This is a genomic window from Marinibaculum pumilum (genome assembly GCF_042646425.1).
In the GTDB taxonomy this organism is placed as follows: Bacteria; Pseudomonadota; Alphaproteobacteria; order Ferrovibrionales; family Ferrovibrionaceae; genus Marinibaculum; species Marinibaculum pumilum.
On record NZ_JBHRTR010000004.1, the window covers coordinates 33,754 to 60,264 of the forward strand.

24 protein-coding genes are annotated in these 26,511 nt (G+C 71.1%); 19 read left to right on the forward strand and 5 right to left on the reverse strand.

All coding sequences use genetic code 11. The features are described 5' to 3' along the window. Positions 1–3: 3 nt before the first annotated feature. Both ACFOGJ_RS00615 and ACFOGJ_RS00620 read right to left on the reverse strand, forming a co-directional pair. Complete coding sequence (locus ACFOGJ_RS00615; protein ID WP_379897444.1) at positions 4–1,206, reverse strand: cytochrome P450; 1,203 nt, start codon at positions 1,204–1,206, stop codon at positions 4–6. Between the two features lie 135 nt (positions 1,207–1,341). After that, entirely contained in the window at positions 1,342–3,771 is a 2,430-nt protein-coding gene (locus ACFOGJ_RS00620) for a xanthine dehydrogenase family protein molybdopterin-binding subunit (RefSeq protein ID WP_379897445.1), read from the reverse strand. Positions 3,772–3,943: 172 nt separating this feature from the next. On the opposite strand from ACFOGJ_RS00620, the gene ACFOGJ_RS00625 reads away from it, so the two are divergent. From ACFOGJ_RS00625 to ACFOGJ_RS00710, 18 genes are all read left to right on the forward strand, one after another. Further along, positions 3,944–4,840, forward strand: a complete 897-nt coding sequence (locus ACFOGJ_RS00625) for a UPF0280 family protein (protein ID WP_379897446.1) — start codon at positions 3,944–3,946, stop codon at positions 4,838–4,840. A gap of 89 nt (positions 4,841–4,929) precedes the next feature. Next, positions 4,930–5,373, forward strand: a complete 444-nt coding sequence (locus ACFOGJ_RS00630; RefSeq protein WP_379897447.1) for a DUF4864 domain-containing protein — start codon at positions 4,930–4,932, stop codon at positions 5,371–5,373. 428 nt (positions 5,374–5,801) lie between these two features. Next, entirely contained in the window at positions 5,802–6,266 is a 465-nt protein-coding gene (locus tag ACFOGJ_RS00635) for an Lrp/AsnC family transcriptional regulator (protein ID WP_379897448.1), read from the forward strand. 73 nt (positions 6,267–6,339) lie between these two features. Continuing rightward, positions 6,340–7,155: an aspartate dehydrogenase gene (locus ACFOGJ_RS00640; RefSeq protein ID WP_379897449.1), complete on the forward strand. Its 816-nt coding sequence runs from the start codon at positions 6,340–6,342 to the stop codon at positions 7,153–7,155. 44 nt (positions 7,156–7,199) lie between these two features. Beyond that, a complete protein-coding gene (locus tag ACFOGJ_RS00645) occupies positions 7,200–7,865 on the forward strand; it encodes a dioxygenase family protein (protein ID WP_379897450.1) in 666 nt (221 codons plus the stop codon). 262 nt (positions 7,866–8,127) lie between these two features. Continuing rightward, positions 8,128–9,369 carry a PAS-domain containing protein gene (locus ACFOGJ_RS00650; protein WP_379897451.1) on the forward strand — a complete coding sequence of 414 codons (1,242 nt, stop codon included), beginning with the start codon at positions 8,128–8,130 and terminating at the stop codon, positions 9,367–9,369. After that, positions 9,347–9,895 (forward strand): SiaB family protein kinase, encoded by a 549-nt coding sequence (locus ACFOGJ_RS00655; protein WP_379897452.1) that lies wholly within the window; start codon positions 9,347–9,349, stop codon positions 9,893–9,895. The genes ACFOGJ_RS00650 and ACFOGJ_RS00655 overlap by 23 nt, the downstream gene beginning before the upstream one ends. A 26-nt stretch (positions 9,896–9,921) precedes the next feature. Beyond that, positions 9,922–10,302, forward strand: a complete 381-nt coding sequence (gene siaC / locus ACFOGJ_RS00660; protein WP_379897453.1) for a biofilm regulation phosphoprotein SiaC — start codon at positions 9,922–9,924, stop codon at positions 10,300–10,302. Between the two features lie 13 nt (positions 10,303–10,315). Continuing rightward, positions 10,316–11,032, forward strand: a complete 717-nt coding sequence (locus ACFOGJ_RS00665) for a diguanylate cyclase domain-containing protein (RefSeq protein ID WP_379897454.1) — start codon at positions 10,316–10,318, stop codon at positions 11,030–11,032. Positions 11,033–11,104: 72 nt separating this feature from the next. Further along, complete coding sequence (locus ACFOGJ_RS00670; protein WP_379897455.1) at positions 11,105–12,133, forward strand: LLM class flavin-dependent oxidoreductase; 1,029 nt, start codon at positions 11,105–11,107, stop codon at positions 12,131–12,133. A 57-nt stretch (positions 12,134–12,190) separates the two neighbouring features. After that, on the forward strand, positions 12,191–12,871 hold the full coding sequence (cofC, locus tag ACFOGJ_RS00675) for a 2-phospho-L-lactate guanylyltransferase (protein ID WP_379897456.1): 681 nt from the start codon (positions 12,191–12,193) through the stop codon (positions 12,869–12,871). 31 nt (positions 12,872–12,902) lie between these two features. Further along, complete coding sequence (gene cofD, locus ACFOGJ_RS00680) at positions 12,903–13,865, forward strand: 2-phospho-L-lactate transferase (protein ID WP_379897457.1); 963 nt, start codon at positions 12,903–12,905, stop codon at positions 13,863–13,865. Next, on the forward strand, positions 13,855–14,712 hold the full coding sequence (cofE, locus tag ACFOGJ_RS00685) for a coenzyme F420-0:L-glutamate ligase (RefSeq protein WP_379897458.1): 858 nt from the start codon (positions 13,855–13,857) through the stop codon (positions 14,710–14,712). The genes cofD and cofE overlap by 11 nt, the downstream gene beginning before the upstream one ends. 115 nt (positions 14,713–14,827) lie before the next feature. Continuing rightward, on the forward strand, positions 14,828–16,159 hold the full coding sequence (locus ACFOGJ_RS00690; protein WP_379897459.1) for a hypothetical protein: 1,332 nt from the start codon (positions 14,828–14,830) through the stop codon (positions 16,157–16,159). 292 nt (positions 16,160–16,451) lie between these two features. Continuing rightward, positions 16,452–18,002: an ABC transporter ATP-binding protein gene (locus ACFOGJ_RS00695; protein ID WP_379897460.1), complete on the forward strand. Its 1,551-nt coding sequence runs from the start codon at positions 16,452–16,454 to the stop codon at positions 18,000–18,002. A 31-nt stretch (positions 18,003–18,033) separates the two neighbouring features. After that, entirely contained in the window at positions 18,034–19,101 is a 1,068-nt protein-coding gene (locus tag ACFOGJ_RS00700; protein WP_379897461.1) for an ABC transporter permease, read from the forward strand. Further along, positions 19,098–20,018, forward strand: a complete 921-nt coding sequence (locus tag ACFOGJ_RS00705; RefSeq protein WP_379897462.1) for an ABC transporter permease — start codon at positions 19,098–19,100, stop codon at positions 20,016–20,018. Before ACFOGJ_RS00700 ends, ACFOGJ_RS00705 begins: the two co-directional genes overlap by 4 nt. Before the next feature lie 62 nt (positions 20,019–20,080). Next, complete coding sequence (locus ACFOGJ_RS00710) at positions 20,081–21,157, forward strand: BMP family ABC transporter substrate-binding protein (RefSeq protein WP_379897463.1); 1,077 nt, start codon at positions 20,081–20,083, stop codon at positions 21,155–21,157. A gap of 350 nt (positions 21,158–21,507) precedes the next feature. Here ACFOGJ_RS00710 and yghU read toward each other — a convergent pair whose 3' ends face one another. Next, positions 21,508–22,380, reverse strand: coding sequence for a glutathione-dependent disulfide-bond oxidoreductase (gene yghU / locus ACFOGJ_RS00715; RefSeq protein ID WP_379897464.1), 873 nt, complete (start codon positions 22,378–22,380; stop codon positions 21,508–21,510). Between the two features lie 185 nt (positions 22,381–22,565). Between yghU and ACFOGJ_RS00720 the strand changes: the two genes are divergently transcribed. Next, positions 22,566–23,801 (forward strand): metal-dependent hydrolase family protein, encoded by a 1,236-nt coding sequence (locus tag ACFOGJ_RS00720; protein WP_379897465.1) that lies wholly within the window; start codon positions 22,566–22,568, stop codon positions 23,799–23,801. 304 nt (positions 23,802–24,105) lie between these two features. Here the strand turns inward: ACFOGJ_RS00720 and ACFOGJ_RS00725 are convergent, their stop codons facing one another. After that, a complete protein-coding gene (locus tag ACFOGJ_RS00725) occupies positions 24,106–25,350 on the reverse strand; it encodes a YHYH protein (protein WP_379897466.1) in 1,245 nt (414 codons plus the stop codon). A gap of 95 nt (positions 25,351–25,445) precedes the next feature. Next, complete coding sequence (locus tag ACFOGJ_RS00730) at positions 25,446–26,369, reverse strand: AraC-like ligand-binding domain-containing protein (protein ID WP_379897467.1); 924 nt, start codon at positions 26,367–26,369, stop codon at positions 25,446–25,448. Between the last annotated feature and the right edge of the window lie 142 nt (positions 26,370–26,511).

A 26,511-nucleotide genomic window follows, 5' to 3' on the forward strand; every position in this document is an offset into this window, starting at 1 on the left:
CCGTCAGTTCACTCTGGCGAAGCGGACCGGCAGGCTGCCCAGGCCGCGCACCGAATTGTTGGGCCGCCAGACCGCGGGGCCGGCCGGTTCGATCCGGCCGACTTTGCGGGCGAGGGCGGAGAGTACCGCCTCCGCCTCCTGTCGCGCGACCGACTGGCCGACGCAGCCATGCACGCCGGTGCCGAAGGCGACATGGCCGACCGGCCGGCGGGCGATGTCGAAGCGCGCCGCGTCCGGCCAATGGTCGGGGTCCAGGTTCGCCGCTGCAAGCACGCAGAGGATCTTGGATCCCTCCGGGATCGGCACGCCGGAAACCTCCGTATCCTGGTTCGCGGTCCGGCAGAAGGAATGCACCGGCGAGGTCATGCGCAGCACCTCCTCGAAGCAGGGGCGGGCCAGCTTCGGGTCGGCGCGCAGAGCAGCGAACTGCGTCGGGCTGTTCGCCAGGCACCAGACCGCACTGGCCAGGCCGTTCACCGTGGTATCGACCCCGGCGGACAGCAGGGAGCGCACCAGCAGGCCGCATTCCTCCTCGCTCAGCTCGCCGTTGTCGGCGGCGGCATAGATGGCGGCGGCGAAGCCGTCGCCGGTGATCGCCGCGCGCTCGCAGCGCGCCGCGATCCATGCCGTCACCCGCGGCGCCTCCGCCAGTGCCGCGCGACGGATCGCATTGTCCGGCCCCAGCGCGTTGAACACCATGGCGCCGTAGGTCAGCAGCATCTCGCGACCCTCGGGCGCGATGCCCACCGCATCCGGAAAGACCTTCAGGGGAAAGGCCTCGGCCAGGTCCGGCACGGCATCGAACTCCCCTTTCGCGACCAGCCGGTCGACCAGGGCGTCGGCCTCCGCCTGGAAACTCTCCTTCAGTCGCGCGACCGCGCGCGGCGACAGCGCCCGGGTGAGGACGGCACGCGTGCGGGTATGGGCCGGCGGGTCGACCTCCAGAACGATGCTCGGCTGCCGCCAGGGCGTTTCCGTCTTGAAGTCGGTCAGCCCGACCCCGCGGGAGGAGACGAAGCGCTGCCAGTCGGAGAAAATCTCCTGCACCTCGGGATGCCGGCCGGCGGCGAAGATGCCGTAGCGGTCGAGCCAGACCAGCGGACCCTTGCGGCGCAGCGCATCGTAATAGGGGACGGGGTCGCACAGCACGGCCGGGTCATAGGGGTCGATGTCCCAGGTCGGAATCGACGGGTCGGGCGGCGGCACGGCCGTGGCCGCGGGTTCTGCCTTTGCGCTGCCTTCGGTTATCGGCCCATCCTCCCCTATGGCTGTCGTTGATTTGTTAACAATATCATGCCCGACGACGGGCCGGATGTCGACCGGGGCGGGGCGCCGCGCCCGTCACCCGCGCGGGCCGGCCAGCGCCGCCCAGATGCGCTCAGGCGTGGCAGGCATGTCCACCGGGCCGGCGCCGCGGCTCGCCAGGGCGTCGTTCACCGCATTCATCACCGCGGGCAGCGAGCCGCTGACCCCGGCCTCGCCGCAGCCCTTGGCGCCAAGCGGATTACTGGTGGCCGGCACCGGGTGGAAGGCGATGTCGAAGCGCGGGACAAGATCGGCGCGCGGCAGGGCATAGTCCATGAAGGAACCGGACAGCAGCTGGCCCTCGCCGTCATAGACCATGCGTTCCGTCAGGCATTGGCCGATGCCCTGCACGATGCCGCCATGGACCTGTCCCTCCGCCAGCATCGGGTTGATGACGGTGCCGAAATCGTCCACCGCGGTGTAGCGGTCGATCCGCACCGTGCCGGTCTCCGGGTCGATCTCCAGCTCGCAGACATGGCAGCCATTGGGGAAGGCCATCGGCGGGCTGTCGTCGGCCAGCGCCGCATCCAGGCTGTCCGGCACCGCCTCCGGCAGGGCGGTGCCGCCGGCCTGCGCCTCCCGCAGCCAGGCTGCCAGGTCCATGAGGCCGACGAAGCGGTCGGTGCCGGCGATGCGGAAGCCACCCATGCCTGGATTGCCTGACGTCCCGCCCAGGCCCTCCGGTTCGAAGACGATGTCGGCGATCGCCGCCTCCAGGACATGGGCAGCCAGGGCGCGGCCATTCTCCTCCACCCGGTCGGCGGCGGCGAGCAGTGCCTTGCCGCTGGCCATGATGGAGCGCGAGCCGCCGGTACCGCCGCCGGTGATCAGCTGGTCGCTGTCGCCCTGCACCAGGTCCATCAGCTCGAACGGGATGCCCAGCCGGTCGCCCACCACCTGGGCGAAGGCGGAGGCATGGCCCTGGCCATAGTCCAGGGTGCCGGTCACCAGGCTGACCCTGCCGTCCGCCTCGAAGCGGATGCCGCCCATCTCCTTGCCCGGCGGGGCGGTCACCTCCAGGTAGCAGGCCATGCCACGCCCGCGCAGCAGTCCACGCGCGGCGCTCTCGGCCCTGCGGCCGTCGAAGCCGTCCCAGTCCGACCGCGCCAGCCCGGCCTCCAGCAGATGGCCGAAATCGCCGGAATCGTAGGTCAGGCCCGACGGCGCGGCATAGGGGATGGCTTCCGGCGCGACCAGGTTGCGGCGGCGGATCGCCACAGGGTCGTGCCCGGTCTCCCGCACCGCCTGGTCGATCAGCCGCTCCATGACATAGTTGGCTTCCGGCCGGCCGGCGCCCCGATAGGGACCGATCGGGCCGGTATTGGTGAAGACGCAGGTGGTGCGGATGTCCATCACCGGGGTGGCGTAGGGGCCCGGCAGGTTCTTCTGCATGTTCACGCTGGGCATTGCCGGGCCCATGGCGGAGAGCCAGGCGCCCATCGCCGCCAGGTGGTGCACCCGCACCGCCAGGAAGCGGCCCTCGGAATCCAGCGCCAGCGCGCCCTCGATCACGGTGGCGCGGCCGCCCAGGTCGGACAGGAAGCTGTCGCTGCGCGCATCCCGCCACTTTACCGGCCGGCCCAGCGCCTTCGCCGCGTGCAGCACCATGATGTATTCGGGATAGGCGGCCGCCTTCATGCCGAAGGAGCCGCCGACATGGCCGACCAGGACGCGGACCTGCTCCGGCTTCACGTCCAGCTGCGCGGCGAGCCCGGCGCGCAGGCCGAAGGCGCCCTGGCAGCCGGCATGCAGCACGTAGCGGCCGGCTTCCGCGTCCCACAGGCCGAGCGCGGCGCGCGGCTCCATCGGTGCCACCGCCAGGCGGCCGTTTTCCAGCCGCACCCGGGCGATATGGGCGGCCGCGGCAAAGGCCTTCTCGGCCGCCGCGCCATCGCCATAGCGCCAGTCCAGGCAGACATTGCCCGGGCAATCGTCGTGCAGGGCGGCGGCGCCCTCCGCCATCGCCGCCGCCGGGTCGGTGGCGGCCGGCAGCGGCTCGATCTCCAGCTCGATCGCCTCCAGCGCGTCCAGGGCGGCGGCTTCGCTCTCGGCCACGGCCATCGCCACCGCCTCGCCCACGAAGCGCACCCTGTCGGTCGCCATCAGCGGGCGCGACGGCGCGAACAGCGGCGTGCCGTCGGCGCTTTTCAGCGGCAGGCCGCAGCGGAACCCCTTGTAGCCGGCCGCGTCCATGTCGGCGGCGGTATAGACTGCCAGCACGCCGGGCAGGGCCCCCGCCGCCGCCGTGTCCAGCCGCACGATCCGGCCATGCGCGACCGGCGCGCGCAGCACCGCCGCCCAGGCCTGGCCCGGCATCGACAGGTCGTCGGTATAGCGCCCCTGCCCGGTGAGGAGGATCGGGTCCTCCTTCCGGGACACGGGCTGCCCCACCCCGAACTTCAGCGGGGCAATCTGGCGGGCGATCTGGGGGCTGCTCTCAGCGGAACGGGTCGTCTGTTCGTTCATGCTGGCTCCGGTCGGAAGGAAGGCTGCGCTGCCGCGCATTCTCGCCGTCCTCGCCGGCATGTGCCACCCCGGCACCCGGACGCGCCGCGCATGGCGGCCCTGCGCCTGTCGCCCGGGCCCGCCGGAACGCCTAGGATCGACCCATGCAGCCCCATCCCCCGACATTGCCGGCATGACCGGCCCCGCCGCGGCGCTGCTGCCCGACGGGCGGCGGCTGCACCTGCAGCACGGGCCGATCGACCTGATCATCGACGTCGACGGCGACCGGCAGGCCGCCTATGCCGCCGCGCAGGCCCGGTTCGCCACCGTGCTGGCGGAGCTGGTGGGCGAACTGCCGGCGCTCCGTTCGCCCTGCCCGCCGGAGGGGCGCAGCTTCGCCGGCGCCATCGCCCGCCGGATGGAAGCGGCGGTCCGCCCCCATGCCGCTGCCGGCCTGTTCGTCACGCCGATGGCGGCGGTTGCCGGGTCGGTGGCGGAGGAGGTGCTGACCGCGATTCTCGCCGCGCTCGATGCCGCCGGGCGGCCGCCGGCACGGGCCTATGTCAACAATGGCGGCGATATCGCCCTGTACCTCGCGGCGGGGCAGCGCTTCGACCTGGCCGTGGCGCGGGTGGAGGATGGCGGCGGCCATGGCCGGGTCCGCATCGAGGCTGCGGATCCTGTGCGGGGTGTCGCGACCAGCGGGCGCGGCGGCCGCAGCTTCTCGCTGGGCATCGCGGAGGCGGTGACCGTGCTGGCGGACCGTGCCGGCGCCGCCGACGTCGCGGCGACCCTGCTGGGCAATGCGGTCGACCTGCCGGGCCATGCCGCGATCCGCCGCGTGCCGGCCCGGGAGCTGGATCCGGACAGCGACCTGGGCGACCGGCCTGTGGTCACCGGTTGCGGCCGGCTGGCGGCGGCCGAGGTGGCGGATGCCCTGGAGCGCGGCCTGCAGGCGGCCGAGCGGATGCGGGCCGCCGGCCTGATCCATGCCGCCGCCCTGTTCCTGCAGGGCGAGAGCCGGGTTGCCGCGCCTGCGGACAGGGCGATGCTGGCCGGCGCGCCGGATCGCCCCAGTTCTCAGGGGTGAAGCCGCGCGGTTGGCTGCGCGGTGGCCGGCGGGACGGGCGTGGCCCTTCCTGTCCGGTGCAGGCAGGGAGACAGGCAGGGAGAAACGGGATGCGGATGCTTTTCGCCCTCATGCTTCTTGTCGGGCTGGCGCAGGCGGCCGCATGGCTGCCGGTCCCGGCCCGCGCGGAGCCCGCAATCGGCACCGAGGACCGGGCGGCGATGACGGCGGTGATCGCCGAGCAGATGGCGGCGTTCCAGCGCGACGACGGCGATGCCGCCTTCGCCTTCGCCGCGCCGGAGATCCAGATGCAGTTCGGCACGCCGGAGGCCTTCATGACCATGGTGCGCCGCGGCTATGCTCCGGTCTACCGGCCGCAGAGCGTGGAGTTCCAGGCGCCGGAGCACCGCGCTGGCCGACCGGTCGTGCCGGTGATCGTCGGCGCCCCGGACGGATATCTGGTGCGCGCGCTCTATACCATGCGGCAGCTCGACGACGGGTCGTGGCGGATTGCCGGCTGCACCCTGGAGCGGCTGCCCGGCATGGGGGTCTGAGCCGCTGCCGCATCTGCGGCGGTCGGCGCCGCCGCGACAACGGCACGACCGATCGCCGGCATGGCCATGAGCCGCGCCTCCAGCTGGGCGGGCTGGAACGGCAGGGGACCGGCCAGCTGGAAGACAGCCCGGAAGCTCCGCCCCGACCTGTCGACCGGCTGGAGGTCGAGCCCCAGCAGGTCGATGCCGCAGCGGCGCAGCAGGGTCGCCACCCGGCACAGCCCGTCCACAGGGTCCGTCATTTCGCACAGCAGCGGCACGCTGGCCGCCCTTTCCGGTTCCGTCCTCGTCATAGAGGCATTCTGCCGCGCCGGGGGCGGAATGTGCTGCCGAATGCGTTCGATGCGATGCCGGGTTCCAGATGGCTGTTCCGCAAAATCGCAAATCAGCGGATGATCATGCCGTGAACTCTGCTGAACGGCATAGCGATGATCGAGCTGGATGCCATAGATCTGAAGATCCTGCGGGAGTTGCAGGGCGCGGCCCGGATCAGCAACCGCGAGCTGGCCGACCGGGTCGGCCTGTCGCCCAGCCCGTGCTGGAGCCGGGTGCGCCGGCTCGAACGGGAAGGGGTGATCGCGGGCTATGTCACCGTTTTCGACCAGGCCGCGCTGGGGCGGCCCGACACGGTCGTGGTCGAGGTCACCCTGGACCGTCATGACGACGACATGCTCGACCGGTTCGGCGCCGCCCTGGCCGACCTGCCGGAGGTGATCGAGGCGCATCTGGTCACCGGCGACTACGATTATCTGGTGATCGCCGCGGTGGCCGGTACCGAAGGCTATGAGCGGTTCCTGCGGGAGCGCCTCTACCGCATTCCAGGCATCCGGCACAGCCGCTCCAGCTTCAGCCTGCGTTGCCTGAAGCGCAGTTTTTCCGTCGGCCCGGCATGAGGGGCGGCCTTGCGGCCGGGGCATCGCCGTGCCGCACTGGGCCATCCATACTGATCGGGAGAGGGAGGGGCGCATGACGAAGCTGGAGCGGGTGGCGCTGATCGGCTTTGGCGCGATCGGCCGTGCGGTGGCGGACGGTCTGCTGGCGGCTGCGGGTGACGATGCGCCCGTCCTGGCGGCGGTGCTGGTCCGCCCCGGCCGCGCGGAGCCGGTCCGGGATGCGCTGCCGGCCGGGACGGCGGTGGTGGAGGATGTCGCGGGCCTGCGCGCCGCCGCGCCCGGACTGGTCGTCGAATGCGCCGGGCAGGCGGCGGTGGCTGAGCATGCCGAAGCGGTGTTGGCGGCAGGGATCGACCTGATGGTGATTTCGACCGGGGCCCTGGCGGCACCGGGACGCCTGGAGCGGCTGACCGCCACCGCCAAGGCGGTGGGCGCGCAGCTGATTGCGCCGGCCGGGGCTATCGCCGGGCTGGACGGGCTCGGCGCGCTGCGCCGCTCCGGCCTGTCCGCGGTCACCTATACCTCGACGAAGCCGCCCCTGGCGTGGCGCGGCACCGCTGCGGAGGAGCAGCTGGACCTGGAATCCCTGGCGCAGGCCACTACGTTCTTCGAAGGTTCGGCCCGCGACGCCGCGCTCGCCTATCCGAAGAACGCGAACCTGGCTGCGACGGTGGCGTTGGCGGGCCTCGGCCTGGACGAGACGCGGGTGCGGCTGGTGGCCGACCCGGCGGCGCAGGGCAATACCGGCCGCATCGAGGCGGAGGGCGCAGCCGGCCGCCTGTCCGTGACCATGGGCGGTGCGGCGAGTGCCAATCCGAAGACCTCCGCCTCCACCGCCTGGAGCCTGCTGGACGCCATCCTGCGACGCGGCGCCAGCTTCGTGATCTGACGGCCGCCCTTGGCAACCGCGTGGTGGCCGGTATGAGGCATGCGATGCGTTCTTCCTTCAGTGCCGGCCGGATCGGGCGGCGGGCCGCCCTGCTGGGCGGCGCCGGACTGGCTGCCTACATCTTCGTTCCCCGGGTCCTGGGCCGAAGGGCCATGGCGCAGTCGCTGATCCCGACGCCGATGCAGACCGCCGGGCCGTTCTATCCGGTGGAGATCCCGGCCGACGCGGACAACAACCTGGTGGATGTCCGCGGCGCGGCGGCGCCGGCGGAAGGCCAGGTGGCCCATATCCTGGGACGGGTGATGACCGTCGCGGGCGAGCCGCTGCCGGGCGCTATGGTGGAGATCTGGCAGTGCGATGCGCAGGGCATCTACCTGCACCCGGGCAGTCGCCGGCAGGCCAGCCGCGACCCCGGCTTCCAGGGCTATGGCCGTGCGATCGCGGATGCCGACGGCCATTACCGCTTCCGGACCATCCGCCCGGCGCCCTATACCGGGCGCACTCCGCATATCCATGTCGGCGTCCGCTCTGCCGCCGGCGAACTGGTGACCCAGATGTTCGTCGCGGACGAGCCCGGCAATGCGCGGGATTTCCTCTATCGCCGGCTGGATGCGCGTCAGCGCGCGGCGGTCACCGTGCGGCTGGCGCCGGCGGTGGAGGTCGAGCAGGGCGCCCTGGCGGGACGCTTCGACCTGGTTCTGCCGGCCTGAACCGTCCGGGCCCGATGGGCGGTTAACGTCGCGGCCTGCCTTTGCTAGCGTCCCACCCCGATGGCACGCCTCCTGCACTGATGCCGTGGGCCGGCGACCGGAATGCGACAGGCAGGCCGGTCGGCGGCAGCGGCGCGGATGGGGGCGATCCCTGATCGGGACATTGCCGGAGGGGAACGGTCCCGCGCGGGACCGGCCGTCCGCGGCACGGGACGATCGGCATGGGACCGGGCGATCCGGCCCTTCAGGGGACAGACAGGCGATGGACGTGGACAAGACCGCCGCACATCTGCGCGAGGCCGGCGCGGGCATCACGCAGGGACTGCTGGTCGTCGATGGCGACCTGCGGATCGTCTTCGTCAACCGCCCCTACCGGACCTTCTTCGGCCTCGACGAGGCGGACCCCCTGGCGCAGCCGGGCGTGCCGCTGGCCGAGCTGCTGCGCCATCACGGCATGCTGGGCGAATACGGGCCGGGCGATGTCGATGCCCATGTCGCGGCGCGCATGGATCCGGTACGCGCGCGGCAGAGCTGGTCGATGGACCGCCAGCAGCCAAGCGGCCGCTATCTGAACATCACCGGCAATCCGCTGCCCAGCGGCGGCTTCGTCTTCACCTTCACCGACGTGACCGACCGGGTGCGGGAGCGCGAGCGGCTCGACGCCCTGGTCGCGGAACGCACCCGGGAACTGGAGGAGGTGAACAACAAGCTGCTGGAGGGGATCGAATATGCCCGCATGCTGCAGGGCTCGACCCTGCCGCCGAAGGGCCTGCTGCGGGAAACCTTCGGCGATCACTACCTGATCTTCCAGCCGCTCGACATCGTCGGTGGCGATTTCTACTTCTGCGTCGCGAAGGAATACGGCGTCTATTTCGGCGTTGCCGACTGCACCGGCCACGGCGTGCCGGGGGCGCTGATGACCATGCTCGCCCGCACCGTCATGCGGCAGGCTGTCGACGAGGTCGGCCCCGACGGTCCGGCGGCGGTGCTGGACCTGTCGGACCGGCTGACCCGCGCCAGCCTGGGACAGGGCGGCGCCGGCGAGGGGCTGGACAACGGCTTCGACGTGGTGCTCTGCCTGATGGACGACAGCCACCTGCGGATCGGCGGTGCCGGCATCGGCCTGGTCTGGCAGGGAAAGGACGGCCTGCAGGAAATCGCCGGCCGGCGCGGCGGCCTGGGCTATGCCCGCCGCCGCCAGCAGGACAGGCCGATCGAGGAGGTGCGGCTGCCGGTCGGCGATGTGCAACGGTTGTTCCTCACAACGGACGGCCTTTATGATCTGCCCGGCGGGGAAAAGGGGTTCGGCTTCGGCCGCCGGCGCTGGTTCGACGCGCTGCGCGCTGGCGCCGAGAGTGATTTCAGGTCCCAATGCGCCGGGGTCGTCGCGGCGCTGGAGGCCTATAGCGGCGACCTGAGCCAACGGGACGATGTCACCTTCCTGGCGCTGGACCTGGCGGCGGGACGCGGCGGAGAGGGGCATGCAGCAGGACACGATTCTTAAGCTGCGCGAGATATTCGAGCGCTGCCAGATCATTCTCAGCTTCAACGGCCCGTTCTCCCAGAGCCTGATCGAGGAGCTGGGGCAGGCGATCCGACATTACCTGGAGGCCCAGGCGCAGGCACGGAAGTCGGTCAGCGACGTCTTCGCCGTCTATATCGAGCTGACCCAGAACATCCGCCACTATGCCGACAGCGCGCCGGTGGACGAGGCGCAGCGCGCCCGGCTGAACGCCGGTACCGTGCATATCGCGCGGGAGGGCGACAGCTTCCTGGTGGTGTCGGGCAACCATATCCGGCGCGAGGACGCGCCCCCGCTCGTGGCCCACCTGGACCGGCTCGCCGCGATGGACGCCAAGGAACTGCGCAGGGCCTACAAGGAGAAGCTGCGGGAGCCGGTGCCCGAAGGCGCCACCGGTGCCGGCCTGGGCCTGCTGCAGATCGCCCGTCTGGCCACCGCGCCGCTGGAACATGCGATGGCGGAACTCGACGACGGGCATCTGTACTTCACTCTGACGGTGCGGCTGTGAGCGGGACGGAAAGGGGAACGACCGAGATGGCAGGCCTGGATGTCCTGAAGATCGAGGGGACCCGGTCGTCGCCCACTGTCGAGGGCGATCCGGCCGCCGGCGTGCTTCGCCTGGCCGGCGATTCCTATCCGGAGAACACCTTCGAGTTCTATGCCCCGCTGATGGACTGGCTTCGGGCCGCGATCGAGCGGGTCGACGGCCCGCTGCGGCTGGAGATCGAGCTATCCTACCTCAACACGGGCAGCATCAAGTCGATGATGGACATGCTGGACCTGCTGGAGGAAGCCCATGGCGAGGCGCGCCAGGTCGCGGTGGTCTGGCGCTGCGATCCGGAGGACGAGCGCGCGATGGAGCTGGCAGAGGAACTGCTGGAAGACCTGACCCTGCCCTACCAGATCGCGCGCTGACGCCACACCCGCGATGGCGCTTCCCGAGAAGATACAGGAACGCATCGAAGCCCTGCGGCGCCGCGCGCAGGAGGTCGATCCCGACCTGGCGACCGAGGTCGCCTGGCTGGCCGACCTCTACATCAAGCTGGAGCACAACCTGCTGAAGCTGAGCCGGGTCAGCGACCGGATGCAGTCGCAGATCATGGAACTGAACGAGCAGCTGGCCGCGGCCGCGGTCACCGATCCCCTGACCGGCCTGGCCAATCGCCGCGGCACGATGGAACGGCTCACCGCCCTCGCCGCGCAGGGCGATGCCGCCCGGTTCGTCCTGATGCTGGCCGACATCGACCGCTTCAAGTCGATCAACGACACCTTCGGGCATGAGGCCGGCGACCAGGCCCTGGTGCAGGTGGCGGAGCGGCTCTCCACCGCGGTCGGCGACGAGGATTTCGTCGGCCGCTGGGGCGGTGAGGAGTTCCTCGTCGTGCTGGTCGTCCCCGACCGTGCGGCGGCGGAGGCGCGCGCCGTCCGCCTGACGGAGGCGGTGCGCGACCAGGCCATCACCACGCCGCAGGGCCCGTTGGAGGTCCAGGTGTCCAGTGGGCTGTGCTGGCACCGGCCCGGCCGGTCGGTGATGCAGACGATCCTGTTCGCCGACCGCGCATTGTATGCTGCCAAGCAGGCCGGCCGCGACCGCTTCGAGTGGTGGGACGAACCGGCAGCGGATGACGGCGCGGACACGGGCTGACGCAAGGGCCAGGTTTGCCCGTTGCATTCCCTATCGCTGCGCCATGCCGGGCGGGCAGGACGGAGGACAGGCGTGAAATTCTCCCTGATGTACAGCTTCGTCACCGAGCCGGGCGGGACGATGAGCCACCGGGACACGTTCCGCGAGATGGACCGGCTGCTGCCGCTGGCGGAGGAACTGGGATACGATTCCTTCCACACCACGGAGCATCATTTCCAGGACAATGGCTGGGCGCCCAGCCCGCTGCTGGTGCTGGCGCATGCGGCCGGCCTGACCCGCCGCATGCGGCTGGCCACCAACATCATGATCCCGACCCTGTGCCAGCCGCTGCGCCTGGCGGAGGACCTGCTGACCCTCGACAACCTGTCCAACGGCCGCCTCACCATGGGCACCTCGCCCGGCTATGTCTCCGAGGAGTTCGCCGCCTACGGCGTGGCCTACGAGGACCGCTTCCGGCTGCACGAGGCGATCATCGACTTCATCCAGCATGCCTGGGCCAATCCCGACGATGCCGGCTTCGACTGCCCGTTCTTCGGCATCCCGAAGGTGAAGCTGGTGCCGCGGCCGGTGCAGGCCCGGCTGCCGATCTGGTACGGCGTGTCCGGCCCGAAGCTGCTGGCGCGTGCGGCACGGCGCGGGGTGCCGGTCACCGCCTCGCCGCGGCACACGATCCGGGAACTGACGGAGCAGTTCGGCCGCTACGAGGAAGCCGCCGCCGCGGCCGGCTACACGCCGACCGAACGGCCGGTCATCCGCGAGGCCTTCCTGGCCGATACCGATGCGGAAGCGGAGCGTATCGCCGGCCCGGCCTTGTCGCAGATCTTCGCCCTCTACGTGAAGAAGTCGGCGCAGGGGGAGCGGGTGCTGCTCAACGACGCGGGCGAACCGATCGACAGCGAGGCGGCCGGCGATTTCCGCAACTTCGCCTCCCGCTACATGATCGGTGACCCGGCTACCGTCCGTCGCGACGTCCAGGAGCTTATTGACAAGCTGGCACCGACGGAGATCATCCTGCGCATGCAGCTTCCCGGCATTCCGACACCGGCGCTGGAACATTCCCTGCGGCTGTTCGCAGAGCAGGTGATGCCCGAATTTGCCTGATGCCCCATCGCCTGTTGCTTCTGCGCATGACCCATCTGGCCTGACCTCGGTCTGCCCATGCACGTGCTGGTCCCCGCCAAGAGCTTCGCCGCCGCCAAGTCGCGGCTTGCGGCCGTCATGGACGCGGCCGCGCGGGCCGGGCTGGCGCGGGCGATGCTGCGGGACGTGCTTGCGGCGGTGGCCGCGGCGCGCGGCGTGGGGCGGATCCTGCTGGTTTCCGCCGAGCCGGAGGCGGGGCGGCTCGCCGCGGCCGCCGGCGCCGACTGGCTGCCGGAATGCACATCCCTGGGGATGAATGCCGCGGTCCGGGCCGGTGCCGCGCATCTTTCCACAGCGGGACAGGCACCGCTGCTGGTCCTGCCGTCGGACATTCCGATGCTGCAGGCGGCGGAGGTGGAGGCGCTGGCCGCGATCCTCGCTGCGCCGCCGCGCCGGGCCGGCCTGGTGCGCTGCGCCGATGGCGGGACCGGAGCGCTGGGCCTGCCGCCCGGTGCCGGACCGCTGTTCCGCTTCGGACCCGACAGCCATGCCCGGCACCGGCAGGCCCTTCTGGCCGCCGGCCTTGGGCCGGTCAGCCTGGACCTGCCCGGTGCGGCACGGGACATCGACCTGCCCGCCGACCTTGCCGCGCTGGAGACAGGGCCAGCGGGGCCGGCGACGCGCGCCTTTCTCGACGGCGGCGGGCTGCGCCCGGCCGCCGCCGCCGCGGTGCCGCAGCTGGCGGCAGGCACAAGATGACCATCGGCCCGGCCATGCGGCGGCCCGGGGCGTGAGCGTCGTCCTGCTGTCGGGCGGGGTCGGCGGCGCGCGCATGGCCCGCGGGCTGGCGGCGGCCCTTCCTGCCGGCGCCCTGAAGATCCTGGTCAATACCGGCGACGATTTCGACCATTACGGCCTGCGCATCTGTCCCGACCTGGACACGGTGACCTATACCCTGGGCGGGGTCAGCGACGAGGCCCGGGGCTGGGGTCGGCGGGACGAGAGCTGGGCCTTCCTGGACAGCCTGGGCGCGCTGGGCGGCGAGACCTGGTTCCAGCTGGGCGACCGCGACCTGGCGCTGCATGTCCTGCGCAGTTGGATGCTGCGGCAGGGCAGCCGGCCGACGGAGGTTGCCGCCCATATGGCGGCCCGCTTCGGGATCGGTGCCGCGCTGCTGCCTATGGCGGACGAGCCGGTCGCCACGATGCTGGAGACCGACCAGGGCCTGCTGTCCTTTCAGGACTATTTCGTCCGTCACCGCAGCGGGCCCCGGGTCCTGTCGGTGCGCTTCGACGGCGCGGCACAGGCGGCTCCGACCGCGGAGCTGCGGGCGGCGCTGGCCGATCCCGCGCTGGAGATGATCGTGATCGCGCCCTCCAACCCGTTCCTCAGCATCGACCCGATCCTGGCGGTGCCGGGGCTGCGGGACGCGCTGTCCGGTGCCGGCGTTCCGGTCGTCGCGGTGTCGCCGATCGTCGGCGGTGCGGCGGTGAAGGGCCCCCTTGCCGCGATCCTGGAAGGCTATGGCCTGGCCGTGAGCCCGGCCAGCATCGCCGCCCATTATCGCGGCCTGCTGGACGGCTTCGTGATCGACGAGGCCGATGCGGCGCTGGCCGGCGGGTTCGGCGCCGATGCGCCGCCGGTCCTGGTGACCGGCACGATGATGACAGGGCCGGAGGCCAGCCGCCGGCTGGCGGATGCCGTGCTGGCCTTCGGCCGCGACCTGGCCGGGGGCGCCGCGCATGGACGCTGAGGACGGGCGGACCGCCGGCGGCGGCGATGCGCTGGCGGGCGCGGGCGGGCTGTACTTCCTGCCCCTGCTCGGCCTGGGGCGGATCGGCCCCGGCGACGACCTTGCCGGGCTGCTCGCCGCGGCCGCTGCCGCGGATCCCGCGATCGGCGGGCTGCAGGCGGGCGATGTCCTGGTGCTGGCGCAGAAGATCGTCTCCAAGGCGGAAGGCCGGCTGCGCCGGCTGGCAGAGGTGGTGCCGTCGGCGGAGGCGCTGCGCCTCGCCACTGGTATCGGCAAGGATCCGCGCCTGGTGGAACTGATCCTGTCGGAGGCGGAGGCCGTGGTCGCCACGGCGCCCGGCGTCCTGGTGGTGCGCCACCGGCTGGGCCTGGTGCTGGCCAATGCCGGCATCGACCGGTCGAACACCGGTGCGGGCGCGGAAGGCACGGCGGAGGAAGCGGTCCTGCTGCTGCCGGAGGATCCCGACCGCTCGGCCCGGGAGCTGCGCGCCGCCCTGTCCGACCGGCTGGGCCATGCCCCGGCCGTGATGATCGTCGACAGCCTGGGCCGTGCCTGGCGCAACGGCACCTGCGGCACCGCCATCGGCAGCGCCGGCCTGGCCGTGATCCACGACCGGCGCGGTGCCCCCGACCTCTTCGGGCGGCCCCTGATGACGACCCAGATCGCCATTGCCGACGAGATTGCGGCTGGCGCCTCCCTGGCCATGGGCGGGGCGGACGAGGGCCGGCCGGCAGTCATCCTGCGGGGATTGTCGCCGGCGCTGCTGTGCGAAGAGGGCGGGGCGGGCGACCTGGTGCGGCCGGCCGCCGGCGACCTGTTCCGGAGCGGCCGGCGGGATGCCGGCTGAGCGGGACATCCTGTCCCATTCCCCACCGACCCGCCTGCCGGTTCAATGCCTGCGCAGACCGGCCTATGGTTGCCGGCACCGGCTGCAACGCCGGGCTTGGTGGAGGAAGCGCGTGATGTCCAATTCAGCGGCCAACCTGTCGGACTACGGGATGCCCGATGCCTCGGTGCCGGATCTGGCGATGGTGCGGGTCGGCGGAACCGGTGTGCCGGCGCCGCTGCCGGTGCCGGAGCCCGGCCTGACCCCGGCGGAGCTGGTCGCGCGCGCCCGAAACATGAAGTCGGTGCTTCGGGCCGAGGCGGCGGCGGCCGATGCAAGCGGCGCCTATTCGGCGGAGATGCACCAGCGGTTCCGGAAGGCCGGCTTCTACCGCATCATGCAGCCGCGGCTGTTCGGCGGCTACGAGTTCGACCCGGTGACCTTCTACCGCGTAATGCTGGAGGTCTCGACAGGCCATCCGGGCACCGGCTGGTGCCTGACCCTGGGCGCCTCGCATGCCTACCTGATCGGCTGCCACTGGCCGCTGCAGGCGCAGGTCGAGCTGTTCGGCCGCAAGGGCGACTTCATCGCGCCGCACCGGCCGATGCCCTCGGGCCGCGCGGTGCCGGTCGAGGGCGGCTTCCGGGTCACCGGCCTGTGGCGCTACTGCTCCGGCATTCCCCACGCGACCCATCTGGTGGGCGGCGCCTGGCTGGAACGCAGCGACGGTCCGCCGAAGGTCGTGCAGCTGGTTCTGCCGCGCGACAAGGTGACGGTGCTGGACGATTGGGGCGGCGACCAGACCATCGGCATGAAGGGCAGCGGTTCCAACAGCGTCAGCGCGGAGGATGTCTTCGTGCCGGCGCATCACGTGGTGGAGATTCCAGCGCTGGCCGCGCGCCCGGACGGTATGGAGGCCGGCACCGAAGGCACCCGCCTGCACGGCAATCCGATGTATCTGGGCCGGCTGATGGCGCCCTACCATGCCTCCCTGGTGGTGCCGGTGATCGGTGCCGCGCGGGCCGCGCTGGAGGAATACGAGAGCATCGTCCGCAACCAGGCGATCTTCACCGACCCCACCGTGCTGCGGGCCGATCACGGCGATTTCCAGCGCCATCTGGGCCAGGCGCTGGCCTGGACCGATGCCGCGGAGGCGGTGCTGATCCGCGGCCTGGAACAGTATATGGAGCTCTGCCGCCGCTGGGCGGCTGACCGCACGCCGATCACGGTGGAGGAGAATCTGCGCCTCTGGCTGCTGCTGCAGCAGGGCGGTCGCATGGCCTGCGATGCGGTGGAGCGCCTGTTCCAGACCGCCGGCTCGACCGCGACCCGCCAGGGCGCGACCCTGCTGGGCTATTTCCACGACGCGCAGATGTATCGCGGCCACATGTCCGCGCAGTACGAGACCTTCTCCGGCTATCTGGGCCGCGCCCATCTGGGCCGCCCCACGGGATTCCAGAACCTCTAGGGCGGCACTCCGGAGTCTCTGGGATGCCGCCACGCGCCTTCTGACCGCAACCGGCGCAGGGTCGGCCTGCCCTTGCACGCAAATTGGGCAGATCGGGCGGAGCGGCACCGGTCGCCGGTGCCGGCCGGCCCTGTCCCTGCCTTGCGTCGGCCGGGTTGGCAGAAGGCTTGCTAGACGCGATAGGCTTGCCAGGGACGGGGCCGGGACCGTAACAGGGGCGCCCGCGGCCGGGGCAGTTCCGGTGCGACACCCGGGCGGCAGGGGAATCCGGAAAAATGGGGGCTGCGCAGTGATGACCGGGGAACCGGTTCCGATCCTGGAAACGGTGGAGGTGACGAAGACCTTCGGCGATTTCGTTGCCAACGACCGGGTCAGCCTGTCCGTCGCCGCCGGCGAGATCCACGCCCTGCTGGGCGAGAACGGCGCCGGCAAGTCCACCCTGGTAAAGGCTCTGTTCGGCGTTCACCGCCCTGACAGCGGCAGCATCCTCTGGCGCGGCCGGCCGGTGGAGATCGGCAGCCCGGCCCGGGCGCGCGAACTGGGCATCGGCATGGTGTTCCAGCATTTCTCCCTGTTCGATGCCCTGACGGTGGCCGAGAACGTCGCCGTCGCCCTGCCGGCCGACTATTCCGTGGCCCGGGTCACGCGGGAGCTGGCGCAGATCTCCAGCCGCTACGGCCTGCCGCTCAACCCGCACGCCCTGGTCGCCGACCTGTCGTCGGGCCAGCGGCAGCGGGTGGAGATCGTGCGCTGCCTGATGCAGAACCCCGACCTCGTCATCATGGACGAGCCGACCAGCGTGCTGACCCCGCAGGAGACCGAGGACCTGTTCGCCATGCTGGAGCAGCTGACGGCGGAGGGGCGCTCGGTGCTCTACATCTCCCACAAGCTGGACGAGGTGCGCCGCCTCTGCCAGCACGCCACGGTGCTGCGCCACGGCAGGGTCGTCGGCAGCTGCGTCCCGGCGGAGACCGACAAGGCGGAGCTGGCCCGCATGATGGTGGGGGAGACGGTGCATGCGGCGCGGCCTGCCGGCGCCGCGGCAGGGGCGGAGGTGGCGCTGCGGGTGCGCGACCTGTCGATGCCCGCGCCGACCCTGTTCGGCACCGCGCTCAAGGGCATCTCGTTCGCCCTGCCGGCGGGGCAGGTCAGCGCCATCGCCGGCATCGCCGGCAACGGCCAGGGCGAACTGTTCGCCGCCCTGTCGGGGGAGCGCCTCTGCACGGGGCCGGAGACGATCGCCATCTTCGGCCGGCCGGTGGGACGGCTGGGGATCACGGCGCGGCGGCGGATGAATGCCGACTTCATTTCCGAGGACCGGCTGGGCCATGCCACCGCGCCCGACATGACCCTCAGCGAGAATGTGCTGGTGACCCGGGCGAAGACCGATCCGGATCTTCTGGCCGGCGGCATCCTGCGGAAGGGCCTGGCGGGCCGGATCGCGGCGCGCATCCGCAAGGCGTTCGACGTGCGGGCCGCCGCAGCGGACCCGGCGGCGCGGGCGCTGTCGGGCGGCAATCTGCAGAAGTTCATCGTCGGCCGGGCGGTGGACCGGGCGCCGGCCCTGCTGGTCGTCGACCAGCCGACCTGGGGGGTCGATGCCGGCGCCGCGGCGCATATCCGGCGCACCCTGGTAGAGCTGGCACAGGGCGGCGCCGCGATCCTGGTGATCAGCCAGGACCTGGACGAGATCTACGAGATCGCGGACCGCATCGCCGTGCTCTGCGAGGGCCGCCTGACCGACTTCCATCCGGCCGCCGAGCTGTCGACCGAACAGATCGGCCTCTGGATGTCGCCGTCCATTGCGGCGCAGGACGCGAAGGGGCCCGATCTTGCGGCTTAGGCTGGAACGCCGGTCCGAGCGTGCCCGCGCGATGACCCTGGCGTCGCCGCTGGCGGCGCTGGCGCTGACCGTGGTGACCGGCGCGATCCTGTTCCTGGCGCTGGGCAAGGATCCGGTGGCCGGCCTCTACTACTTCTTCGTCGAGCCGGTCACCGTCGGCTGGTCGCTGGAAGAGGTGCTGGTGAAGATGACTCCGCTGGCGATGATCGCCGCGGGCCTGGCGGTCTGCTATGCCGCCAGCGTCTGGAACATCGGCGCAGAGGGCCAGTTCGTCCTGGGCGCGATCTTCGCCGCCTTCTGGCCGGTCGTGCTGCCGGAGTTCCAGGGCCTGGCCGTGCTGCCGCTGATGCTGCTGTCCGGCATCCTGGGCGGCGCGCTCTACGCCCTGATCCCGGCGCTCTGCCGGGTGCGTTTCGGCGCCAACGAGATCCTGACCAGCCTGATGCTGGTCTATGTCGCCGACCTGTTCCTGGACTGGCTGGTGCGCGGGCCCTGGCGCAGCCCGAAGGGGCTGAACTTCCCGGAGACGATCCCCTTCCACGACTGGGCCGCGATGCCGGTGATCGGCGCGGACCGGCTGAACATCGGCTTCCTCCTGGCCATCGCCGCCTGCCTGGTGCTGGGCTTCGCGCTCAGCCGTACCTTCACCGGCTTCAGCCTGCGGCTCAGCGGCACCGCGCCGATGGTGGCGCGGTTCGCCGGCGTCAGCCGCAACCGCACGATCGTCCTGGTGATGCTGATCTCCGGCGGGCTGGCGGGGCTGGCGGGCGCGATGGAGGTGGCCGGCCCGATCGGGCAGCTGCGCACCGAGATCTCGCCGGGCTACGGCTTCACCGCCATCATCGTCGCCTTCCTGGCGCGGCTGAACCCGGCGGGCGCAATCCTCTCCGCCTTCCTCCTCTCGGTGACCTTCATCGGCGGCGAGTCGGCGCAGATCGCGATCGGCGTCTCCGACAAGATCACCCGCGTCTTCCAGGGCATCCTGCTGTTCTACGTGCTGACCTGCGACGTCTTCATCCTGCACCGGCTGCGGCTGGTCCGGCTGGCGTCGAGGCCTGCCGCCGGCACCGCCGCGACCGGTGAGGCGGGCGCGCGATGAGCCCGGACATCGTCGTGGCGGTGCTCCTGACCATCATCGCCGCCTCCACACCGCTGCTGCTGGCCGCCATCGGCGAGCTGGTCGCCGAACGATCGGGCGTGCTGAACCTCGGCGTGGAAGGAATGATGATCGTCGGTGCCGCCGCAGGCTTCGCCGGCGCCCAGGTGGCGGGGTCGGCCTATGTCGGCGTGCTCTGCGCCGCCCTGGCCGGGGTCGCCCTGTCGATCCTGTTCGCGATCCTGGTGCTGGTCTTCACCACCAACCAGGTCGCCACCGGCCTGTCGATCACCCTGCTGGGGATCGGCATCGCCGGGCTGGTGGGGCAGGGCTATGTCGGCACGCCGGGCGTGAAGCTGCGGGCTTTGGAGATCCCGCTGCTGTCCGAGATCCCGGTGCTCGGGCGGCTTCTCTTCAGCCACGATATCCTGGTCTACCTGTCGGTGATCCTGGTCGCCGCGGTCGCCTGGATCCTGGCCCGGACCCGCCTTGGGCTGACCATCCGCGCCGTCGGCGACAATCACCACTCCGCCCATGCCATCGGCTACAACGTGGTGGCGGTGCGCTTCCTGGCGGTGATGTTCGGCGGGCTCTGTGCCGGGCTGGCGGGCGGCTACCTGTCGCTGGTCTATACCCCGCAATGGGTGGAGGGGATGTCCGCCGGCCGCGGCTGGATCGCGGTCGCGCTCGTCGTCTTCGCCGCCTGGCGGCCGGTGCGCGCTTTCTTCGGCGCCTACCTGTTCGGCGCGGTGGTAATCCTGCAGTTCCATGCCCAGGCCGCCGGCGTGCAGATCCCCTCTCAATTCCTGTCCGCTTTGCCCTATATCGCGACCATCGTCGTCCTGGTGGTGATCTCCGCCAGCCGCCGTTCGGCGCAGGGCGCCGCGCCCGCCTGCCTGGGCCAGCCCTTCGTGCCATGACCGCCGGGCCGGCGGTCCGGCCCTTCACCCGTCACGTTCACCCGCAGAGGAGACACCCGACCATGAAATTCAGACTGCTCGGAGCGCTGGCCCTGGCCGCCGCGCTGACACCCGGCCTGGCCGCGGCGCAAGGCATGGACGAGGCGAAGGCCTGCTTCATCTATGTCGGCCCGATCGGCGATTTCGGCTGGAGCTACCAGCACGACCAGGGCCGGCTGGCCGTTGAGGAAGAGTTCGGCGACAAGGTCACCACCGCCTATCTGGAAAATGTGGCGGAGGGGGCCGATGCCGAGCGCGCGATCGAGCGCTTCGCGCGGTCGGGCTGCAACATCATCTTCACCACCTCCTTCGGCTTCGGCGACGCGACCAACGCGGTGGCGGGCAAGTTCCCGGACGTGAAGTTCGAGCATGCCACCGGCTACAAGCGCGAGCATCCCAACGTCACCACCTATGACAGCCGCTTCTACCAGGGCCGCTACGTGCTGGGGCAGATCGCGGCGAAGATGTCGAAGACCGGCACCGCCGGCTATATCGGCTCCTTCCCGATCCCGGAGGTGGTGCAGGGCATCAACGCGTTCATGCTCGGCGCGCAGTCGATCGATCCCGACTTCAAGGTCAAGATCGTCTGGGTGAACAGCTGGTTCGACCCCGGCCGGGAGGCCGATGCCGCGAAGTCGCTGTTCGACCAGGGCGCCGACGTGCTGAGCCAGCACACCGATTCCACCGCCGGCATGCAGGTGGCGGAGGAACGCGGGCTGATGGCCTTCGGCCAGGCCTCCGACATGATCAAGTTCGGCCCGAACGCCCAGCTCACCGCGATCGTCGACGACTGGGCGCCCTACTATATCGAGCGGGTGAAGGCGGTGATGGACGGCAGCTGGGAGCAGCAGGCGACCTGGGAAGGCATGGCCGACGGCGCCGTGGTGATGGCGCCCTTCACCAACATGCCCGACGACGTGAAGGCGATGGCGGAGAAGACCACCCAGGCGATCACCTCCGGCGAACTGCACCCCTTCACCGGGCCGATCAGGAAGAAGGACGGCAGCGTCTGGCTGAAGGAGGGCGAAGTGGCCTCCGACGGCGACCTGGCCAGCATGAACTTCTATGTCGAGGGGATCGACGACAGCCTGCCGGAATGACCGGCTGAGCCACCCCGCAACGACGACGGGCCGCCCTGCCCCTGCAGGGCGGCCCGTTTGCGTCTGCAAAGGGTATGAACCCGGCTACCCAATTCCCGTCATTCTCGGGTCGGGCCACAACGGCATTCGCTCATCTCTTTGACGCGACCTCCCTGCCGACGTCGTCCTTGGGCTTGACCCAAGGACCGTGACGATACGGCGAAGTCGCGCGGCGGCAGGGGTCCCGTCGCGGCCCTCGGGTCGGGCCCGAGGGCGACGGCAATGGGTTGGCCCGGCGGGGCGGTATCCGATCCGCCGCAGAGATATCTGGCCCCGCAGGGTCAGGTCCGAAGGCACCCAGGGTGCAGGCGCTACTCCGCCGCCTCGACCTTGTCCTGGGTCTTGGTGTCGAAGTCGCTGGCGTCGTGGCGTTCGTGCAGCTGGCCGGCCGGATGGCCGGACACGCGGTTCACCATGCGGCCGCGGCGAACAGGCTCGCGGGCGCCGAGTTCCTCGACCCAGCGGTTGACGTGTTTGTAGCTGGCCGCGTCCAGGAACTCCGCCGCGTCATAGGCCTTGTTCTGCACCACCGCGCCGTACCAGGGGAAGATCGCCATGTCGGCGATGGTGTAGTCGTCGCCGCAGATGTAGCGGCGCTCCGCCAGGTTCTTGTCCAGCAGGTCGAGCTGGCGCTTCACCTCCATCGCGAAACGGTCGATGGCGTATTTGATCTTGAACGGGGCATAGGCATAGAAGTGGCCGAAGCCGCCGCCCAGATAGGGTGCCGCGCCCATCTGCCAGAACAGCCAGGACAGGCATTCCGCCCGCGCCGCGCCCTCCATAGGCACGAACTTGCCGAACTTCTCCGCCAGGTAGAGCAGGATCGCGCCGGACTCGAAGACCCGCACCGGCTTCGCCTCGCTATGGTCCATCAGGGCGGGGATCTTGGAGTTCGGGTTGGCCGCGACGAAGCCGCTGCCGAACTGCTCGCCATCGCCGATCTTGATCAGCCAGGCGTCGTACTCGGCCTCCTTCACGCCGGCGGCCAGCAGCTCCTCCAGCAGGATGGTGACTTTCTGGCCGTTCGGCGTGGCCAGGGAATAGAGCTGCAGCGGATGCTTGCCGACCGGCAGCTCCTTCTCGAACTGGGCGCCGGCCGTGGGCTTGTTGATATTGGCGAACCGCCCGCCATTGCCGGGCTCCCAGGTCCAGACCTTCGGCGGCGTATAGGACTCTTCGGTCATCGTTCCTCGCTCCGCTTGGAAAAGCTGCGACAGCATGTAACGCCGAGGCCCCCAAGGGAAAGGGTGGCTGCGCCCGCGCATGGCAGGGACGCCGCCTGCGCGCATCACATGGCCGTGCGCAGGCCGCCGGCCCTCGACAGCGTGCGCGGGACCGGGAAGGATGGCACCGGCACGGGAGGAGACGCATGACGACCCAGACACTGATCCGCAACGGCCTGCTGTTCGACAGCCGGGCCGGCCTCCTGGCGGGGGAGCGCGACATCCTGGTCGACGGTGGACGGATCCGCGAGGTCGACGGCTGCGGCACCATCCGGTCCACGGGCGCCCGCGTGATCGACCTGCGGGGGCGGACGGTCATGCCGGGGCTCTGCGACGCCCATGTCCACGTCATGGCCGGGTCGGCGGACCTGGCCGCGCTGGACGGCTGGTCGCCCTATTATCAGGCGGCCAAGGCCGGGCAGATCATGGCCGGCATGCTGAAGCGCGGCTTCACCACGGTGCGCGACACCGGCGGCGGCGACTGGGGGCTGCAGCTGGCGGTCGAGCATGGCCTGATCGCCGGGCCGCGCCTGATCCAGGGCGGGCCGGTGCTGAGCCCGACCGGCGGCCATGCCGATTTCCGTGGCCCCGGCGCGGCCGGTATCGATCCCTGCGCCTGCTGCACCGGGCTGGGCCGCATCGTCGACGGCGTGCCGGAGATGCTGCGCGCCTGCCGCGACGCGATCCGCCGCCATGCCGGCCATATCAAGCTGGTGATCTCCGGCGGCGTATCGTCGGAGCATGACCCGATCACCGCGATGCAGTTCTCCGCCGACGAGATCCGCGCCGCGGTGGAGGAGGCGGAGAGCGCGGAAATCTATGTCACCGCCCACGGCCATCCGGCGCGCGCGATCAAGCGGGCCCTGAAGCTGGGTGTGCGCTGCATCGAGCATGGCACGATGCTGGACCGGGACTGCATCGACCTGTTCCTGGAGAAGGACGCCTGGCTGGTGCCGACCATGTCGATCCTGGAATGCCTGCACGAACGCGGGCCGGAGGCCGGGCTGCCACAACGCAGCATGGAAAAGCTGGCGGCGGTGCGGCCGACCGCCATGGCGTCGATGGAGATGGCCTACAAGGCCGGCGTGAAGCTGGCCTACGGCACCGACCTGCTGGGCATCCTGCATGACGAGCAGAGCCGCGAGTTCCGCATCCGGGCGGAGGTGATGGCCCCGGGCGACATCCTGCAGCAGGCGACGATCAACGCCGCCCGCCTGTTCAACCGGGAAGGCGATCTGGGCGAACTGGTGCCCGGCGCCCGCGCCGACATCCTGGCGATCGACGGCAACCCGCTGGAGGATCTGGGCCTGCTGGAGGGCCAGGGCCGCCACATGGCCCTGGTCATGAAGGACGGCGAAGCGGTGAAGAACGAGCTGAACTGAGCGCGGGTGATCGCGCCTACGTCATCCTCGCCCCCATCACATTCGTCACGCGCGGACTTGTTCCGCGCGTCCATGTTGCAGCCACTCAATCAGAGCCTGCCTTGATTGAGCCTGGCGGCACGGGGACCACCGCAACACGTGCGGTGGTGACGCGTTGGGGGAACATGACCGCATCCCGGTTCTGCATCGGCGATTGCCTCGCGAGCCCAACCGGCCCCTGGCATTCCGCCATTGTCAGCCATTCTGGACCTGACAGCCGTGAGTGAAGCCACAGAATGACCGGGCGCTTGGGGTGCGCGGCCCCTCAGTTCCCTGCCATCGCCCGGTGCATCGCCGCCCGCAGGCTGTCCTCGCTGATGCCGAGCTGGCGGGCGGCGGCGGCCAGGTCCGGCGGCGGCGGGCCGATGGCGCGGCGCAGGGTGTCGGCGGAAATCCCGAGCCCGGCCGCTGCGCGGGACAGGATTTCTTCGCCCCGTCCGCCCGGGCCACCCGGCCCCTGGAAGCCGGCCCGTCCCATGCCATCGCGCGGTCCCATGCCTTCACGGGGCTCCATGCCCTCCCGGGGCCCCATGCCCTCCCGGGGCCCCATGCCCGGCCGTCCCATGCCGTCGCGACCGCCGGCGCCCATGCCGGGTGGGCCGCGGCGCAGCAGCGCGGGGTCGACGCTGCCGCGGAAGCAGCCGATGGAATAGGGGTAATCCTCGGTGAAGTGATAGTGGTAGATCGCCCGCATCTGCCCGTCCCACAGCACCGGATGGCTGTGGCCGTGGCAGGCGTCGAGATCGGCGCTGCTCAGCTTCCGGCCATCCTCGCCATGCAGGCCGTAGAAGCCGAAGCCGTCCAGCGCATAGCCGACCAGGTTGCTATGGCCGCCGGCCGGGCCGGCGGTGTCGGTCAGGCAGGGGCTGTAGTTGTGGTAGTGGTACTGCCCCTGCTGCTGCGGATGGGCGTTGCAGGCATCCTGGATCTCATGCGCCGGCGCATCCTCGCCGCGCGCGTCGACCGCGTTGTAGATCGCGACCCCGGTCAGCGCGAAGCCGACCATGCCCATCGGCACGCAGGTCGGCATGCCCGCGACCTGCGGCACGGCGGGCAGGGTCAGCAGCACGTCCTGCCGGCGGATGCTGTTCGGGTTGCGGTCGTAGCGGAAGGCCTCCGAGCTGCGCGGGATCGGGAAGTCGCCGCTCGCATGCTTCGGCAGGTTGTTCGCCCGCACCACCCGGCGGTCTCCTTCAACCGTGACGCTGAGCCGCCAGTCCGGCCACTCGACCTGGCCGGGTACCACCGGCTTCAGCGCCGGGATCCAGGTGTCGCCCTGCAGCCAGTCGCCATAGGCCGACGCGCCCGGCGCGTTCGGGCTGAAGCGGGTCTGGCAGGACATCAGGTAACCCGCCTTCGGCGTCTCGCTGATGCGACCGTCGCCGAGGGGCAGCTTCTGGCGGCCGTGGTCATCGGTGCCGTGAGCCAGGACCGGGCCCGCCAGCAGCAGGAGGCCGAGGACAAACCCCGGCGCCGCGCCGAGGCCCCGGTACGGTCGAAGGAAGGACATAGCCGTCTCCGCATTCTCGATATCGCCGCCTGGCCCGGCACAAGGATAACACGCGAAGATGACGTTTCTTCCCGGCCGTCCCGGCGGTCGGCCGGTCAGCCGCGGCGGAGTGCGGCGGCGCGGCGGACGGCGCGCGGGCTCTGGTTGTAGCGCTGCCGGAAGGCGCGGGCGAAATGGCTGGAATCGCTGAAGCCGGAGTCCAGCGCGATCTCGGTGATCGGCCGGTCGGGCGCGGCCAGGATCGCCTGCAGGCTGCGTTCCAGCCGGCGGCGCAGCAGGTGGCGGCCGAAGCTCTCCCCCGAATGCGCGAACAGCTTGTGCAGGTGCCGGACCGAGATCCGGAAATGCGCTGCCACGGCATGCGGGGTCAGGCCGGGATCGCCGGCATGGGCCGCGACATGCTTCTGCAGCATGGCGAGATGCTCGTCCGCCAGCAGCGGCCGCCGCCCGCCCTCGCAGGCCAGCCGCAGCAGGTAGGCGAGGTGGCGGATGTCCGGCGCCTCCTGCCCGGCCAGCAGGGCCTGCAGCTGTTCCCTCAGCGCGGCGCCGAAAACGGTGTCGCCGTCGATCCGCCGCGCCAGCAGGCCGGCGCCGTCGAAGCGGCTTTCCTCGAACAGCTCCAGCGGCAGGTGCAGGCAGACCTGGCGGAACGGCCCTTCGAAACGCATGGCAAAGGGGCGGCGGGCATCCAGCAGGGTGAAGCTGCCGGGCTCCAGCCGGGTCTCGGTATCGCGCTGGCGGACCGTGCTGCGGCCCTCGACCTGCAGGTTGACGAACAGCGCGTCGCAGGGCTTCGCGGCGACATCGCGGGCGCGGCGGTGGACCAGCTGGCCGGTGGAGGTGATGCGGGAGATGGAGGCGCCGCCGGCGATCGGGCGCATGCGGATCTCGCCCGCGAAGGGGGTCTCGCCCAGGCGCTCCGGCGACAGCCGGGTATAGGTCTGGCAGACCACCTCGCGCCAGCGTTCGAAGCCCTCGTCGGCATGTCCGTCGGCGGCCGTCGCGGCGGACCAGGTCAACGACGCGCCTTCCGCCCCGGCCGCCCCGCCGCCACCCGCTGAGGGGGGCGCGAGGGCCGGGTCCGCTGCAGCACCGATATGCGCCTGACCGCCAAGCATCCGTGCAGCCTAGCACAGCCGGCCGGCGGGCGGCCTTCGGAGT